This is a genomic window from Vibrio sp. A37 (assembly GCF_059777565.1).
Genome location: NZ_JBLNLI010000037.1, coordinates 1 through 15,282 on the forward strand (window position 1 = coordinate 1; position 15,282 = coordinate 15,282).

Genomic DNA, 15,282 nt, shown 5'->3' on the forward strand with positions numbered 1-15,282 from the left:
AACGGCGGACTGTTAATCCGTATGTCGCAGGTTCGAGTCCCGCAGGGGGAGCCATCTTAGAGAAAGCCGCAGTGAAAACTGCGGCTTTTTTCGTATTCGTGTTCCTTTACATTTTATCCAGAAAGCAAGATCAAAAAAGCCAGCTAAGCAATCCTAGCTGGCTCTCTATCGTCTATATTGTCGTTGGAGTATTACTGCGCTTTGTTACGCTCTACAACCTCTTTATCAAGCTCTTCTAGCTTCTCTTTCATCTGAGCTCTACATAAGTTAGTCAACTTGCGTACACCTGCTTTATCTACACCCTCTGTACTAATTGGAGGAAGGATCTCGACAATGACATGCCCATTATTCCACTTGTTTAGCTTCAGGCTCTTGGTCGAGCTACACACAATTGGAATGATAGGTACTTCTGCACCAATTGCCGCGTGAAAAGCCCCTGTTTTGAAAGGCAGTAAACCACGGCCGCGTGAACGAGTTCCTTCAGGAAACATCCATACAGACACGTTGGTTTTTTTCATACTGTCAACAACCTGCCCTATGGTGTCCATCGCTTTCGACAGGTTCTTTCTATCGATTAGAATATTACCAGTTAGCCAGTAAAGCTGACCAAATAATGGCATCAAAGCTAAACTTTTCTTACCAACAGTCACAACATTAGGTGTCACTGCAGTCGATACCGTGAACATGTCCCAGTTGCTTTGGTGGTTAGCGACATAAATATGTTGGCCACGCTCACAGTAGTCCGCTGGAGCACGTAATTCTAGTTTGATTCCATATACCTTGGACATTCGTGCAAACAAGCGACCAAAAGTAAACACATGTTTTGGGTTTCTTGGACTTAGTAGACAATAACCACAACCAAAAATAAACATAAAAACAGCAAAAATTACTGTCACTAGAACACGAAATAATGCAATCATTTTCGTTCTCCAATGGAACACAATAAAAAAAGCCGAAACCCTAGTTTCGGCTCGTTATAAACAGTCAGAGCTTACTAAATCTCAGATTGGGTAAGAAAGCTAACCTCTTCCCATTCTTCAATCAAGTAGAATTTATGCTCTTTGAGGCTAATTATTCTTTAAAGCGCTCTATATTAACACCAAGAGCGGAAAGCTTGTCCTCTATTTTTTCATAGCCACGATCAATATGGTAGATCCTATCAACGATAGTCTCACCTTGAGCAATACAGCCAGCAACAACTAAGCTAGCAGAAGCTCTTAGATCAGTCGCCATCACTTGAGCACCACTTAGCTTATCAACATCACCAAGAATCACTGTGTTACCTTCAATTTCGGCCTTAGCGCCCATGCGCATTAACTCGGGTACATGCATGAAACGGTTTTCAAAGATGTTTTCTGTTATCACACCACCACCCTTAGCCATCATATTCAGCAAAGTAAACTGGGCCTGCATATCCGTTGGAAAGCCTGGGTGTGGAGCCGTTCTGATAGTGACCGCTTTAAGCTCTCTGCTCGTCATATCAACGCGTATCCAGTCTTCACCAGTCTCAACTCTTGCTCCTGCTTCTTCAAGCTTGGCTAAAACTGCTTCTAACAGATGAGCACTTGTATTTAAACAAGTGACTCGACCACCCGACACCGCCGCAGCCACTAAGAAAGTGCCCGTTTCAATTCTGTCTGCAACAACAGCGTGGCGACCACCACCTAACTTTTCGACGCCTTCGATAACGATAGTATCGGTGCCCGCGCCAGAGATTTTTGCGCCAAGCTTATTTAGAAACTCTGCAGTATCAACAATTTCAGGCTCGCGAGCAGCATTATCTAATACTGTTTGTCCTTCAGCCAAAGTTGCAGCACACATGATGGTTATTGTCGCGCCCACACTGACCTTATCCATAACGATGTGCGCTCCACGTAAGCGTCCATCTACTTCAGCTTTTACATAGCCATCTTCGAGCTTGATATTTGCACCAAGCTGCTCCAAACCATGAATATGAAGATCAACTGGACGTGCGCCAATAGCGCAGCCGCCAGGCAATGAAACTTGGCCTTTACCAAAACGAGCAACCAGAGGACCAAGTGCCCAAATCGAAGCTCGCATCGTTTTCACTAAGTCGTATGGAGCACAATATTCGTTAATGCTACTTGGGTCGACATGTACCGAACCATTGCGGGACACTTTTGCTCCTAGGCGCTCTAACAGTTCCATCGTAGTGTCGATGTCTTTAAGCTTAGGAACGTTGCTCACTTCTACCGGCTCTTCGGCAAGGATTGAAGCAAACAAGATAGGCAGTGCTGCATTTTTGGCACCTGATATGGTCACTTCACCTGACAAAGGTGCGTCCGACCCAATAACACGAAACTTTTCCATCAATAAACCTTATAGCGACATTAACTTTTTATCTCTTGCCCATTCTTCGGGAGTAAAGGCTTTTATCGAAACTGCGTGAATATCATTTCTTTGGATATATTCCATCAAAGGGGCATAAATCATTTGCTGTTTCTTCACTCGGCTCATGCCATCAAAACATGCATCTACCGCCACTACTTCATAGTGGCTCCCTTCTCCCTTAACGTGCAGCTCTTCTAGATTTAGCGCATCGTTTAAAATATTTTCTACTTGAGTGCTATCCACTGTCTTACCCTAAATTAGTTCCGAATGTGCTCAGCCATCAGCTCTTGCACATTGCTCAATTTAAACAAAGTGATCAGTTGCTCTGGCACGAAGCTGAGCATTATATGACAATTTCGCTTTTTTGCATGCTTTACTAGTTGGATCAACATCGCCATACCAGACGAGTCGACTCTCTCCACTTCGTCTAGCACTAGTTCTACATTTTCAGATACGGGATCCCATTTTTGCGCAAACTGCCACAAGCTAGGTACTGACTCTCTATCTAGAGAGCCCGTTAGTTTTACTTTGTTCTCACTATTTTGTTTCCATTGTGGGTGAGACATTAGCTTTTACTCGCTGATTGAAATTGAATAGGTTTGTCAGCGAGCTTCTGCAGCCTTTGTGCAACTTCTAAAATACCTTTCTGACGGATTTCACCACTCCACTCTGATTGCTTACTGGATAACAAACTAACACCTTCAGCAATCATATCGAACGCAGACCATTTACCGGTTTTTCTGTCTTTTATCAGTTTAAATTCAAGCTGAATATTTGGACGAGGTGTATCAATAATGTTGACCTTAACGCTCACAATACGACGGTTATCATCCATACGTGGTTTTGGCCCGAATTCAACAGTTTGATCAGTATATTGTGTCAACACTTGGGCATAAGAACTTACCAAATAGTTATGGAAAGCTTTAATAAAGGCTTCAACATCACTTCTCTTAGCACCACGCAAGTTTGGCCCTAATAGCTTTAGCGCTGCATAGGTCGAGTTGACATACGGCATCAGCTCTTGCTCAACTATTTTCTTCAAAAGTTGAGGGTTTTTGTGAATAGCTTTTTGCTGCCTCTTTAGACGAGAAAAAGTTTGGTTTGCAACTTCTTTCATCATCAAGTAAGGCTTGGTTTGATCAATTTTTTGATGCTTACCAAGATCCGAAGAATCTTGCTTATCTGTTTTTGCACTACTCGATTTTACGCTTGAATTTACTTGTGTACTTTGCTCAGCCATTACCGAAGTTGACAATATTGCGCATAGAGCAACAAACAATGTTTTTTTGTATAAACTCATTACTATTTACCTTTAGAGCCAGAACCACCCGCGTTATAGAGGAACTGGCCAATCAAATCTTCTAAAATCATAGCTGACTTGGTGTCTTCTACTGTGTCACCATTTTTCAACATCGTATTATCATCAGGAGTGACGAACCCTGGTATTAGGCTAACGTACTGCTCACCTATTAGCCCAGACGTTAATATCTGTAAGCTTGAAGTCTCTGGAAATTGGTTGTATTTGCTGTTGATGGACATTTTAACCAATGGCAAAAGCGTTTTGGGATCTAAGGTAATACTGGATACCCGACCGATAACGACCCCACCAACTTTTACAGGAGCTCGAACCTTTAAGCTTCCTATATTGTCAAACTCAGCATTTAAAGTGTAAGTATCACTTGAGCCAAAGCTCTTGACGTCAGCGACTTGAAAAATCATCACCAGAATTGCGCAAATACCAGCAAGTATAAAGATGCCGACAAATAATTCTGTTTTACGTGTTTGTTGCATGTTTAATTCCCAAACATCAAAGCTGTTAGTACAAAATCTAGCGCTAATACGGCTAGCGAGGAGTGCACCACTGTGCGAGTTGTTGCACGACTGATCCCTTCAGAAGTCGGAATTGCATCGTAACCATTATACAAAGCGATCCAAGTGACAGTGAAAGCGAACACAATACATTTGATTAAGCTGTTGCCAATATCGTAGCCAAGACGAACAGAGTCCTGCATAGTGGACCAAAATGTACCTGGATCGATACCCTTCCAGTCAACACCAACGATTTGACCACCCCAGATACCAACCGCTATAAAAATCATGGCAAGGAGAGGCATAGAAATCAAACCTGCCCAAAGTCTTGGAGCAACAATTCGCTTCAGAGGATCGACAGCCATCATTTCTAAACTAGATAGTTGCTCTGTCGCTTTCATTAGGCCAATTTCAGCTGTTAATGCTGAGCCTGCTCTACCAGCAAATAGCAGAGCGGTCACGACGGGGCCTAATTCTCTCAAAAGAGATAAAGCCACCATCTGGCCTAAATTACCTTCCGCACTATAACCCACCAGCACAATATAGCCTTGTAGGCTCAACACCATGCCGATAAATAATCCTGAAACAACAATGATAGCGAGAGATTGAACTCCGATGCTGTACAATTGCTTGATTAAAAGTGGGAAGTTTTTTATTGGTCTAGGCCGAGTAAAGATAGCCCCTATAAGCATCAGTGTCGCTCTGCCAAAAGATTCACAAGTACCTAATGCTCTTCGGCCCAACGACGCTGTAAACATTGCTAGTTTGTTCAGCATTTAGAACAAGTCCTTCTCTAATGGTTTCGCTGGGAAACGAAATGGTACAGGACCATCAGCTTCACCTAGCAAAAATTGTTTCACTCTAGAATCTTGGTTATTTCTGAGCTCATCAGGTGTACCACTAGCAATGATTTTACCGTCTGCGAGTAAATACACCCAGTCAGCAATACTCATTACCTCTGGCACATCATGAGAAACCACGATTGAAGTAACCCCTAGCGCCTGATTTAAGTTACGAATGAGTTCCACCAACACTCCCATAGTTATGGGGTCTTGGCCAACGAATGGCTCATCGTACATGATTAGGTCAGGATCAAGAGCAATAGCCCTCGCTAATGCAGCTCTGCGAGCCATCCCTCCGGATAACTCACTTGGCATTAACTCAGCGGCCCCACGTAATCCAACAGCTTCAAGTTTCAGCAATACAAGCGTACGAATGAGAGATTCGTCAAGTGCCGTGTGTTCACGTAGTGGAAAAGCCACATTATCGTAGACAGTTAGATCTGTAAAAAGTGCTCCTGACTGGAACAGCATGCTCATTTTTTTGCGAGCTTGATAAAGTTTTTTCCGACTTAGTGTCGGTATATTGTCGCCGTCAAAAATAACTTCGCCGCTATCGGGAAGGAGTTGCCCTCCCACCAGCCTTAGTAGGGTTGTTTTTCCTATACCGGATGGCCCCATAATGGCGGTCACTTTTCCTTTTGGAACGTTCAAGCTGATATCATCAAATATCTTCCGCTCCGCTCGGGAAAAGCTTAGGTTATTTATCGTGACTAAATCTTCAGTTGACATAGTGACTTTACACGCCCCCTAACATTTCATTGTGCGCAAGACACGGCAATCATAAGCACAATAGATGCGAATTAAAAGCACTGTTCAATTAAATCTAAGTCAGCTTTGCCGATTATCCAATCCAATGTTGCCCCACTCCTGCAAATTTTGCGCTATCGGAAGGATTTATTTGAACTCGAGCTTCACATTTAGCGGTTAACAGGTCAAAATTAGCGGTCAATTTACTCGATATTGTAAAAATTAGGGATCATCATGTTCGAAGCGGTAACGTTTCTGATCATCGGCTTGGTGTTTTTGGTATGGAGCGCCGATAGGTTAGTTTTTGGTTCAGCAGCACTTGCAAAAAATTTAGGTATATCACCTCTTGTTATAGGTATGACGATACTTGCTATGGGCTCTTCAGCACCTGAAATGGTCGTCTCAGCCACAGCTGCTTTGGCAGGTAAAACGGATACAGCAGTGGGTAACGTCATTGGGTCTAATATCACCAATATCGCATTAATTATTGGCCTTACCGCCATTATCAAACCCCTCTCGATTAGCTCAAATGTACTTCGCAGAGAACTTCCGTTGATGATTGGTGTCACTTTATTAGCAGGAGCGATCTTATGGGACAGCCACTTGGCCTTCTATGAAGGTGTCTTACTGTTTATATTATTCGGCGCTTTCATCATTGCGATGTTGCAAATTAGCCGTAAGGAAAAAGGTAAGGGTGACCCACTTCTTGAAGAGCAGGAGTCGGAAATACCGACAAATGTCAGTAACAAGACATCAATATTTTGGATCATTGTCGGACTGATCCTGCTCCCTGTATCTGCAGATGTATTAGTCGATAGTTCAGTAAAAATCGCCCACTACTTTGGTATGAGTGACTTAGTTATCGGTCTAACCATTATCGCTGTTGGCACTAGCCTACCTGAACTAGCCGCCACCATAGCAGGGGTTCTAAAAGGCGAGGATGATATGGCTGTGGGGAATATTATTGGTTCGAATGTGTTTAACATTCTTGCAGTAATGGGAATTCCGGGCATAATTCACCCTTCGATTTTAAATGAACATGTTATGCATCGTGACTACTGGGTCATGCTAGGAGTCTCTCTCCTATTGGTCATCATGGCTCTGGGCAAAACTCGTATCATCAATCGTATTGAGGGCGCTATATTACTAATATGCTTTATCGCGTACCAAACTTATTTATTAATGAATGTCTCTTCATAAGCTGCTGAAAATTAGGAATAGAAAATGTTCGATTATCGAAGCGTTGCACTACAGGTGCTCGATACAGAAATAAAAGCTCTACAGCAGCTTGACCAATTTTTTGATGAAAATTTTGACAAGGCCTGCCAGATGATTTTTTCCAATACCAAAGGAAAAGTTGTCGTCATGGGGATGGGCAAATCTGGGCACATAGGAAATAAAATAGCGGCATCTCTTGCTAGCACAGGTACTTCCTCTTTTTTTGTTCATCCTGGAGAAGCTGCACATGGCGATTTAGGAATGATAGAGTCTGGTGATATTGTTCTCGCTATTTCTAACTCTGGAGAATCGTCAGAAATCATTTCTCTATATCCAGTACTTAAACGCCTAGATATAAAGATCATCAGCATGACTGGTAACCCTCAGTCAACCATGGCGAAATTGGCCAACGTGAACCTTAACATATCAGTGCCCAAAGAAGCCTGCCCGCTAGGACTCGCACCCACTTCCAGTACAACAGCCACTCTTGTTATGGGCGATGCTCTCGCAGTTGCATTATTAGAGGCCCGAGGCTTTACTGCAGATGATTTTGCGCTTTCTCATCCAGGTGGGGCTTTAGGCCGAAAATTATTGTTAAAGATCTCAGACATTATGCACAGTGGCGATAGCCTACCTATTGTCACACCAGATACACCAATCAGCGAAGCTCTTCTAGAAATCAGCCAAAAGAAACTGGGATTTACTACAGTTCAGGATAAGAGTGGAGATCTAGTGGGTATCTTTACCGATGGAGATTTAAGGCGAATCTTAGACAAGCGTGTCGACATCCACTCAACTTTAATTCAAGATGTCATGACAAAAAAACCAACTGTCGCCAGTCCAGATATGCTCGCTGTTGAGGGGCTAAATCTAATGCAGGAAAAAAGTATCACTGGTCTTGCTCTTTGTAAAAAGAATAAACTTGTAGGCGTACTTAGTATTCATGACTTGCTTAAATCAGGTGTAATGTAATGACTCTTTCCAGCAAACAATACTACTTTGATATCGCTGCAACATTTTCCGAACTTGAGCAGTTCAAGCCTAGAGAAGGCCAAAGTGCATGAGGTTATCTCGTATTATTTATACACTGTTGGTGTTTGTTGCTCTTTGGTCAGCATATTATCTATTTGATAAAGAGCAAGCCAACAATGCACAAGTTGAGCCTAGCGCTGAATTGCCAATGTTTACCGGAGATAATATAGTCAACGAATCTTACGGTGATACTGGCGTACTTAGCTATATTATTACTTCAAAACATCTGGAGTATTATCAAAATAGTGGTGACACCTATTTCGATCACCCGATTTTAAAAGTTTACAGAAACGGGACTGTTCAAGAGTGGCAAATCACTGCAGATAAAGGAATTCTTGATAAAAACCATGTGTTGAAGTTGGAGCAAAATGTTTTAGCTAAAAACTTATTGCCAAAGTCAGCATTTGATACGTTTTCTACCAAAGAGTTTTACATTCAAGTGGTAAAAAGAGACTTTTGGACGGACACTCCAGTAACAATGATAGGCCCACAATTTAAAACGGTGGGGCAAGCGATGAAAGGTAACTTTGCCGACAATAACGCTACCCTATTTAACCATGTACAAGGTCGATATGAAAATCTCACACGTTAGTTTAATTGCCTGTTTGTTACTTTCAGCTAACGCTTTTGCGCTCTCAACTGATCGCGACCAGCCTGTGTATATTGACTCAGATAGTCAACAGCTGGATATGCAAAGCAATATGGTCACCTTTTTAGGCGATGTAAAGCTCAAACAGGGCAGCATTAATATGAATGCGGATAAAGTCATCGTCTATCGAGATGCAAAAACTGGCACGATAAAAGAGATTGAAGGCTATGGAAAACCCGCAACCTTCTCTCAACTTACTGATGACGGTAAGACGCTCCACGGTGAAGCGAATGAACTTTATTACAGCATGGCTAAAGATCAACTGACCATGATCGACGACGCAGTACTTTCTCAAGATGATAGTGTGATTAAAGGAAACAAAATTCGCTATAAGATATCGTCTCAAACCTTAATTGCCGATGGAACCAATAAAGGCGATCGCGTTTCTACTGTTATACAGCCTCAAGCCATCAACCAGAACCAAAGTCAGAATCAGAATCAGAATCAGAATCAGAATCAGAGTCAGAGTCAGAGTCAGAGTCAGCAAAATTAATTATGGCCTTATTAAAAGCAGAACATTTAGCAAAAAGCTATAAAAACCGAAAAGTCGTTTCTGATGTAAGTATTCAAGTGGAATCCGGACAGATCGTCGGCTTACTTGGCCCAAATGGTGCAGGTAAAACAACGTCATTTTACATGATTGTCGGGTTGGTCGCTCGTGATGAAGGCAAAATCAGTATTGACGACCAAGATATCAGTATTCTTCCTATGCATAGCCGATCTCGAATGGGAATTGGATACCTGCCCCAAGAAGCCTCAATCTTCCGCAAATTATCCGTTGAAGACAATATCATGGCAGTTCTGCAAACTCGTAAAGAACTGACTCGAGAGCAAAGACAGGACAAACTAGAAGATTTATTGGAAGAATTCAATATACAGCACATTCGTCACAGTGCGGGTATGGCACTATCTGGTGGAGAACGTCGGCGTGTTGAAATAGCCAGAGCTTTGGCAGCAAACCCACAATTCATACTTTTGGATGAGCCATTTGCTGGTGTTGACCCAATATCTGTTATCGATATTAAGAAAATCATCGAACATTTACGAGATCGCGGCCTTGGAGTCTTGATCACAGACCACAATGTGCGCGAAACTCTTGATGTATGTGAGAAAGCTTATATCGTAAGCCAAGGCCATTTGATCGCAGAAGGAACGCCATCAGAAGTTCTCGACAATGAACAGGTAAAACAAGTTTATCTCGGTGAACAATTCCGTCTATGATTAAACAGTGAGTAGCGAGATTTAAGAAGAACAAAAGGTCAAAATTAGTTAATGAAACCTTCATTACAACTCAAGCTAGGACAGCAATTAGCCATGACTCCACAATTGCAGCAAGCTATTCGCTTGCTGCAATTGTCAACATTGGATCTTCAACAAGAAATACAAGATGCACTAGACTCCAACCCGCTACTAGATGTTGAAGAAGCTCAAGAAGACCCCAATTCCAGCGAAGAGAAAACGCCAACTGTTGGAGAGACAGAAGCCTCAGCAGAAGTGGCTGAGCCTATCGAAGTGGAAGCAAAAGACAGCTCTGAGCTTATTGAAAAATCAGAAATTTCTAACGAATTAGAAATAGATACCACTTGGGATGATGTCTATAGCGCCAATACTGGTAGTACTGGAATTGCTTTAGATGATGACGCCCCAATCTACCAAGGTGAAACCACCGAATCCCTACAAGACTACCTCATTTGGCAACTCGATCTTACTCCTTTTACCGAAACGGACCGTACTATTGCATTAGCCATTATTGATGCCATTGATGACTATGGATACCTAACGATTTCAACGCAAGATATTCTCGAGAGCTTTGACGATGAAGAAATTGAACTCGATGAAGTAGAGGCGGTAAGAAAAAGGATCCAACAATTTGATCCCGTAGGTGTCGCATCAGCAAACTTGCAAGATTGTTTGTTACTACAACTTGCCGCATTTCCTGAGGATACACCTTGGCTCTCTGAAGCAAAGCTGATCTTGAGCGATCATATCGATCAGCTGGGCAATCGAGATTATAAACAGATTATCAAAGACTCAAAAATCAAAGAGGCGGATTTAAAAGAAGCATTAAAGCTTATTCAGCAGCTCGACCCGCGCCCAGGTAACCGAATTACCTCTGAGCATGCTGAATACGTTATTCCAGACGTATCCGTTTTTAAAGATCATGGCAAATGGGTTGTAACGATCAACCCCGATAGCGTTCCAAAACTCAAGGTTAACCAACAATACGCCTCTCTAGGCAAGGGCAATAGCTCTGACAGCCAATATATTCGTACCAACTTGCAAGAAGCTAAATGGCTAATTAAAAGCTTAGAGAGTAGAAATGAGACACTTTTAAAAGTCGCTAAGTGTATTGTGGAACACCAAAGAGACTTCTTCGAGCATGGTGAAGAAGCGATGAAACCTATGGTACTAAATGATGTAGCGCTCGCTGTAGACATGCACGAATCAACCATTTCTCGCGTTACAACTCAGAAATTTATGCATACTCCAAGGGGAATATTTGAACTGAAGTTCTTTTTCTCCAGCCATGTGAGTACGGATAATGGAGGAGAATGTTCATCTACTGCAATTCGAGCTCTTATCAAGAAATTGGTTGCAGCTGAAAACTCAGTCAAACCTTTAAGTGATAGTAAAATTGCAGCACTCTTAGCTGATCAAGGGATCCAAGTAGCAAGGCGCACCATTGCCAAATATAGAGAGTCCTTGGGTATCGCCCCTTCAAGTCAGCGCAAACGCCTATTGTAGGCCCTACAATAAAGAAGGAAAGTCTATGCAAATTAATATAAACGGCCATCATGTTGATCTAACCGAGTCAATGCAAGACTATGTGAACTCCAAGTTTCAAAAGCTTGAGCGCTTTTTCGACCACATAAATAATGTTCACGTTGTATTACGAGTTGAAAAAGTCCGTCAAATAGCTGAAGCTACCCTTCATGTGAACCAAGGCGATATTCACGCAACCGCGGATGACGAAAATATGTACGCAGCTATTGATGCCCTAGTAGATAAGCTCGTTCGTCAATTGAACAAACACAAAGAAAAGTTAAGTAGTCATTAACGATGCAAATTAGCGAAGTACTTACATTGGACTGTACAAAGAGTGCAGTCCATTGCACCAGTAAAAAGCGTGCACTTGAAATGATCAGTGAGATAGCAGCATCTCACACTGGTCAAGATGCCACTGAATTATTCGAGTGTATGCTTAGCCGCGAAAAAATGGGCAGCACTGGGATCGGTAATGGGATTGCAATCCCTCATGCTCGAATGAAATCAAGTGATGAAGCTATTGCGGTACTCATGCAATGTGATGAGCCAATTGAATATGGCGCAATAGATAACCGCCCAGTTGATTTGCTTTTCGCGCTTTTAGTTCCAGACGCACAGTGTAAAGAACATTTAAAAACTCTCTCTTGCATGGCTGAGAAACTCAATGACAAGAGAATCTTAAAGCAGTTACGTGGTGCGCAAAGCGACCAAGAGCTTTACAGTATTATTGTCAATGAATGAGTAACACAATGAGATTAATTGTTGTTAGCGGACAATCTGGTGCAGGCAAAAGCGTTGCTTTACGAGCTCTAGAAGATATTGGCTACTATTGTGTCGACAATTTGCCCGTAGATCTGTTCAAAGCGTTTGTAAGCTCAGTCAAAACCAGTAAACAAAATGTCGCTGTTAGTATTGATATTCGAAACTTACCTAAAGATCCTACATTAGTTTCAGAGCTCCTCGATAAACTAAAAAAGGATAATGATACCGAAATCCTATTTTTAGACGCTAGCGAAGACACATTACTCAAACGCTATAGTGAAACCCGCCGTTTACACCCTCTATCTTTAACCGAAACTGATCTAACACTTTCCCAAGCAATTGAGCTAGAAAAAGACATTCTGGCCCCTTTAAAAGCCAATGCGGATAATGTTATCGATAGCTCTAACCAGTCTTTACACGATCTGAGCGAAAGCGTTCGCATGTATGCTGAAGGACAACAGAGACAAAAACTTGTAATGGTATTTCAGTCTTTTGGTTTTAAGTTTGGCCTACCAAAAGATGCTGATTATGTTTTCGACGTTAGGTTCTTGCCTAATCCTCACTGGCAACCAGAACTTAGACCTCTCACTGGCTTAGACTCTGCGGTAAAAACATTCTTAGAGTGCCACATTGAAGTCATCAAGCTTAGAGTGCAAATCCAGCGCTTCATTGAACAATGGCTCCCACTACTTGAAAAAAATAATCGCAGTTATTTAACTGTTGCCATCGGATGTACTGGGGGCAAACACCGCTCTGTATACCTCACGCAACAAATTGGCGAATATTTTATGGATATGGGCCATCAAGTCCAAATACATCATACGACATTAGAAAAACAACTATCATAGAGTCACTGTATGCAATGCAGCAAAACCGTCTTAATCCAAAATCGGCTTGGACTACATGCCAGAGCAGCAATAAAACTGGTAGAGCTCGCGCAGTCATTTAACTCGGTTATCAACATTCAAAATCAGGAAGGAAAAGAGTCGACGGCCGATGGCGTTATGGGGTTACTCATGCTTGAGTCTGCTCAAGGGCAAAATGTCACTATTACCGCTACAGGTGATGATGCAGAACCAGCATTGCAAGCAGTATGCGATTTGATAGAGCATAAATTCGACGAAGAGGAGTAGTTACAATAAATCCACCATCCCTTCATAAGATTTTATTAAATCGTAACTAGAATTAGGTTACCATTTAATAAATAAAACAATAATGAGTTCAGGAGGAACAAATGGCGGAGCAAATAGAGTTTGACCAAGCTCACCTAACCCTCCAAGAGATAACAAAAGCCCTAGAAAATGGTCGTTTTGTCCATGTTCGCCGCCAACTTCAGGACATGGAGCCTGAAGACATCGCTCTTCTTCTAGAAGCTTCACCACGTAAGATCCGTGAAGTCCTTTGGCAACTGACCGACCACGAAGACTATGGTGAAATCCTCGATGAGCTAAACGAAGAAGTTAAAGATGCTCTAGTATCCAAAATGCCACCAGAAAAGCTTGCAGAAGCAACAGAAGGTATGGATACCGATGACTTAGCTTATGTCCTGCGTAGCCTCCCTGATGCGCTATCACGCGAAGTTTTGGCACAAATGGATGCAGCTGATCGCTTGAGGGTCGAAACAGCTTTATCGTATCCCGAGGATACTGCTGGCGGGCTAATGAATACCGATGTGATTACCATACGTAGTGATGTCGATATTGACGTGGTTCTGCGCTACTTGAGGATCAGAGGAGAGCTACCTGAAGCAACTGACAGCTTATATGTCGTTGATAAAAATAGCACTCTGATGGGCCATTTAACGCTCTCGACATTGCTAACATCACAGCCCGACGTCCAAGTTAGTGACGTGATGGAAAATGCCGACGATGCCATTCCAGTAGATACTAAAGATACAGATGTTGCGAGCCTATTTGAGAGAAGGAACTGGGTTTCTGCACCTGTGATAGATTCAAATCAATACTTAGTTGGCCGAATTACTATTGATGACGTTGTCGACGTAATACGTGAAGACGCAGAACACTCGATGATGAGTCTCGCAGGTATGGATGATGACGAAGATACCTTTGCTCCCGTTATTAAGTCAGCAAGAAAAAGAAGTATTTGGTTAGGAGCAAACGTTCTCGCTGCTCTTGCTGCTGCATCTGTTTCTAATCTCTTTGAAGCAACATTAGATCAGATGGCGGCAATCGCAGTTTTGATGACTATCGTACCTTCGATGGGAGGGGTTGCTGGCAACCAAACAGTAGCACTAGTTATACGAGGTCTAGCATTAGGCCAAATTGGAGATAGTAATAAGAAACAACTTCTCTATAAAGAAGCAGCTATCGGTTTTCTGAATGGAATTGTTTGGGCGCTGATCATTGGTGGAATCGTCGTTCTTTGGAAAGGTAGCTGGCTACTCGGCAGCATTATCTCCGCAGCAATGCTGACCAACTTATTCGTTGCTGGGATCGCAGGTGTGACCTTACCAATCTTACTTAAGAAAATGAAAATCGACCCTGCTCTTGCTGGAGGCATGGCACTTACCACAGTAACTGATGTAGTTGGCTTATCAGCTTTCCTAGGACTTGCTACACTTCTCATTCAATAAATCAGATACCGACTATTGGGCTACTCCCCTAATAGTCGAATCAGTTTTTCTCATATTTAGCCTATTAAGCGCCAAGTCACATCATTCTGCGTTTCATTCTAGGCAGTTTCTTAGCTTTGATCGTCGCTGCTACACCGGTGGGAACAATAAAAGCTCTAACAGTTCTACTTAGAGCCTTAATTAATAGCAGGGGTAGAAAGATTAAAAACATCTCCCAACACACTCTATTTTTGAAATTCGAAGGGCCGCTGCTCTGCCAATTGGAGCTACACTGTTTTGAACAAAGAAAAAAGCTCTAGCATTTCTGCCAGAGCCTTAAATAATGGCAGAGGTGGAGAGATTAAAAACAGCTCCCAACAAGCGCTACTTTTGAAATTTGGGGAATCCACTGCTCTGCCAATTGGAGCTACATTTTTTTGAACAAAGAAAAAAGCTCTAGCATTTCTGCTAGAGCCTTAAATAATGGCAGGGGTGGAGAGATTCGAACTCCCAACACGCGGATTTGGAATCCG

19 protein-coding genes and 1 pseudogene are annotated in these 15,282 nt (G+C 42.4%); 12 read left to right on the forward strand and 8 right to left on the reverse strand.

All coding sequences use genetic code 11. The features are described from left to right. Nucleotides 1-239 (forward strand): hypothetical protein (locus tag ACM2FC_RS22910; protein ID WP_498483360.1); only part of this gene is annotated, 239 nt, incomplete at its 5' end. Here ACM2FC_RS22910 and ACM2FC_RS22915 read toward each other — a convergent pair. From ACM2FC_RS22915 to mlaF, 8 genes are all read right to left on the reverse strand, one after another. Continuing rightward, complete coding sequence (locus ACM2FC_RS22915; RefSeq protein ID WP_498483361.1) at nucleotides 192-920, reverse strand: 1-acylglycerol-3-phosphate O-acyltransferase; 729 nt, start codon at nucleotides 918-920, stop codon at nucleotides 192-194. The genes ACM2FC_RS22910 and ACM2FC_RS22915 overlap by 48 nt on opposite strands. A gap of 151 nt (nucleotides 921-1,071) precedes the next feature. After that, on the reverse strand, nucleotides 1,072-2,331 hold the full coding sequence (gene murA / locus ACM2FC_RS22920) for a UDP-N-acetylglucosamine 1-carboxyvinyltransferase (RefSeq protein ID WP_498483362.1): 1,260 nt from the start codon (nucleotides 2,329-2,331) through the stop codon (nucleotides 1,072-1,074). Nucleotides 2,332-2,340: 9 nt separating this feature from the next. After that, on the reverse strand, nucleotides 2,341-2,595 hold the full coding sequence (gene ibaG, locus ACM2FC_RS22925; protein WP_498483363.1) for a BolA family iron metabolism protein IbaG: 255 nt from the start codon (nucleotides 2,593-2,595) through the stop codon (nucleotides 2,341-2,343). Between the two features lie 14 nt (nucleotides 2,596-2,609). Then, nucleotides 2,610-2,918, reverse strand: coding sequence for an STAS domain-containing protein (locus ACM2FC_RS22930; RefSeq protein WP_498483364.1), 309 nt, complete (start codon nucleotides 2,916-2,918; stop codon nucleotides 2,610-2,612). Then, nucleotides 2,918-3,652 carry an ABC transporter substrate-binding protein gene (locus ACM2FC_RS22935; RefSeq protein ID WP_498483365.1) on the reverse strand — a complete coding sequence of 245 codons (735 nt, stop codon included), beginning with the start codon at nucleotides 3,650-3,652 and terminating at the stop codon, nucleotides 2,918-2,920. Before ACM2FC_RS22935 ends, ACM2FC_RS22930 begins: the two co-directional genes overlap by 1 nt. Nucleotides 3,653-3,654: 2 nt before the next feature. Further along, nucleotides 3,655-4,143: an outer membrane lipid asymmetry maintenance protein MlaD gene (gene mlaD, locus ACM2FC_RS22940; protein WP_498483366.1), complete on the reverse strand. Its 489-nt coding sequence runs from the start codon at nucleotides 4,141-4,143 to the stop codon at nucleotides 3,655-3,657. 2 nt (nucleotides 4,144-4,145) lie between these two features. Then, nucleotides 4,146-4,937: a lipid asymmetry maintenance ABC transporter permease subunit MlaE gene (gene mlaE / locus ACM2FC_RS22945; RefSeq protein WP_498483367.1), complete on the reverse strand. Its 792-nt coding sequence runs from the start codon at nucleotides 4,935-4,937 to the stop codon at nucleotides 4,146-4,148. Next, nucleotides 4,938-5,732: a phospholipid ABC transporter ATP-binding protein MlaF gene (mlaF, locus tag ACM2FC_RS22950; protein WP_498483368.1), complete on the reverse strand. Its 795-nt coding sequence runs from the start codon at nucleotides 5,730-5,732 to the stop codon at nucleotides 4,938-4,940. Between the two features lie 252 nt (nucleotides 5,733-5,984). On the opposite strand from mlaF, the gene ACM2FC_RS22955 reads away from it, so the two are divergent. From ACM2FC_RS22955 to mgtE, 11 genes and pseudogenes are all read left to right on the forward strand, one after another. Further along, nucleotides 5,985-6,950, forward strand: a complete 966-nt coding sequence (locus tag ACM2FC_RS22955) for a calcium/sodium antiporter (protein WP_498483369.1) — start codon at nucleotides 5,985-5,987, stop codon at nucleotides 6,948-6,950. A gap of 24 nt (nucleotides 6,951-6,974) precedes the next feature. Continuing rightward, nucleotides 6,975-7,940 (forward strand): KpsF/GutQ family sugar-phosphate isomerase, encoded by a 966-nt coding sequence (locus ACM2FC_RS22960; RefSeq protein ID WP_498483370.1) that lies wholly within the window; start codon nucleotides 6,975-6,977, stop codon nucleotides 7,938-7,940. An 88-nt stretch (nucleotides 7,941-8,028) separates the two neighbouring features. Next, nucleotides 8,029-8,592, forward strand: coding sequence for an LPS export ABC transporter periplasmic protein LptC (gene lptC / locus ACM2FC_RS22965; protein ID WP_498483371.1), 564 nt, complete (start codon nucleotides 8,029-8,031; stop codon nucleotides 8,590-8,592). Beyond that, nucleotides 8,573-9,067: pseudogene (gene lptA / locus ACM2FC_RS22970) on the forward strand (lipopolysaccharide transport periplasmic protein LptA); the annotation flags it as partial. The gene lptC and the pseudogene lptA, both read left to right, overlap by 20 nt. A 77-nt stretch (nucleotides 9,068-9,144) precedes the next feature. Then, nucleotides 9,145-9,870, forward strand: a complete 726-nt coding sequence (gene lptB / locus ACM2FC_RS22975; protein ID WP_498483372.1) for an LPS export ABC transporter ATP-binding protein — start codon at nucleotides 9,145-9,147, stop codon at nucleotides 9,868-9,870. A 51-nt stretch (nucleotides 9,871-9,921) separates the two neighbouring features. Then, complete coding sequence (locus tag ACM2FC_RS22980; RefSeq protein WP_498483373.1) at nucleotides 9,922-11,394, forward strand: RNA polymerase factor sigma-54; 1,473 nt, start codon at nucleotides 9,922-9,924, stop codon at nucleotides 11,392-11,394. Nucleotides 11,395-11,419: 25 nt separating this feature from the next. Further along, the gene (gene hpf, locus ACM2FC_RS22985) at nucleotides 11,420-11,707 is read left to right on the forward strand and encodes a ribosome hibernation promoting factor (protein WP_498483374.1); all 288 of its coding nucleotides are present in this window, start codon (nucleotides 11,420-11,422) and stop codon (nucleotides 11,705-11,707) included. Between the two features lie 2 nt (nucleotides 11,708-11,709). Continuing rightward, nucleotides 11,710-12,156 (forward strand): PTS IIA-like nitrogen regulatory protein PtsN, encoded by a 447-nt coding sequence (gene ptsN / locus ACM2FC_RS22990; protein ID WP_498483375.1) that lies wholly within the window; start codon nucleotides 11,710-11,712, stop codon nucleotides 12,154-12,156. 8 nt (nucleotides 12,157-12,164) lie between these two features. Next, complete coding sequence (rapZ, locus tag ACM2FC_RS22995) at nucleotides 12,165-13,025, forward strand: RNase adapter RapZ (RefSeq protein WP_498483376.1); 861 nt, start codon at nucleotides 12,165-12,167, stop codon at nucleotides 13,023-13,025. 9 nt (nucleotides 13,026-13,034) lie between these two features. Then, entirely contained in the window at nucleotides 13,035-13,310 is a 276-nt protein-coding gene (locus ACM2FC_RS23000) for an HPr family phosphocarrier protein (protein WP_498483377.1), read from the forward strand. Nucleotides 13,311-13,411: 101 nt separating this feature from the next. Beyond that, entirely contained in the window at nucleotides 13,412-14,770 is a 1,359-nt protein-coding gene (mgtE, locus tag ACM2FC_RS23005) for a magnesium transporter (RefSeq protein ID WP_498483378.1), read from the forward strand. Nucleotides 14,771-15,282: the final 512 nt, after the last annotated feature.

Coding starts and splice junctions, on each gene's coding strand:
- ACM2FC_RS22915 (WP_498483361.1), bottom strand. CDS start 920: ATGATTGCATTATTTCGTGTTCTAGTGACAGTAATTTTTGCTGTTTTT.
- murA (WP_498483362.1), bottom strand. CDS start 2,331: ATGGAAAAGTTTCGTGTTATTGGGTCGGACGCACCTTTGTCAGGTGAA.
- ACM2FC_RS22930 (WP_498483364.1), bottom strand. CDS start 2,918: ATGTCTCACCCACAATGGAAACAAAATAGTGAGAACAAAGTAAAACTA.
- ACM2FC_RS22935 (WP_498483365.1), bottom strand. CDS start 3,652: ATGAGTTTATACAAAAAAACATTGTTTGTTGCTCTATGCGCAATATTG.
- mlaD (WP_498483366.1), bottom strand. CDS start 4,143: ATGCAACAAACACGTAAAACAGAATTATTTGTCGGCATCTTTATACTT.
- mlaE (WP_498483367.1), bottom strand. CDS start 4,937: ATGCTGAACAAACTAGCAATGTTTACAGCGTCGTTGGGCCGAAGAGCA.
- mlaF (WP_498483368.1), bottom strand. CDS start 5,732: ATGTCAACTGAAGATTTAGTCACGATAAATAACCTAAGCTTTTCCCGA.
- ACM2FC_RS22955 (WP_498483369.1), top strand. CDS start 5,985: ATGTTCGAAGCGGTAACGTTTCTGATCATCGGCTTGGTGTTTTTGGTA.
- ACM2FC_RS22960 (WP_498483370.1), top strand. CDS start 6,975: ATGTTCGATTATCGAAGCGTTGCACTACAGGTGCTCGATACAGAAATA.
- lptC (WP_498483371.1), top strand. CDS start 8,029: ATGAGGTTATCTCGTATTATTTATACACTGTTGGTGTTTGTTGCTCTT.
- lptB (WP_498483372.1), top strand. CDS start 9,145: ATGGCCTTATTAAAAGCAGAACATTTAGCAAAAAGCTATAAAAACCGA.
- ACM2FC_RS22980 (WP_498483373.1), top strand. CDS start 9,922: ATGAAACCTTCATTACAACTCAAGCTAGGACAGCAATTAGCCATGACT.
- hpf (WP_498483374.1), top strand. CDS start 11,420: ATGCAAATTAATATAAACGGCCATCATGTTGATCTAACCGAGTCAATG.
- ptsN (WP_498483375.1), top strand. CDS start 11,710: ATGCAAATTAGCGAAGTACTTACATTGGACTGTACAAAGAGTGCAGTC.
- rapZ (WP_498483376.1), top strand. CDS start 12,165: ATGAGATTAATTGTTGTTAGCGGACAATCTGGTGCAGGCAAAAGCGTT.
- ACM2FC_RS23000 (WP_498483377.1), top strand. CDS start 13,035: ATGCAATGCAGCAAAACCGTCTTAATCCAAAATCGGCTTGGACTACAT.
- mgtE (WP_498483378.1), top strand. CDS start 13,412: ATGGCGGAGCAAATAGAGTTTGACCAAGCTCACCTAACCCTCCAAGAG.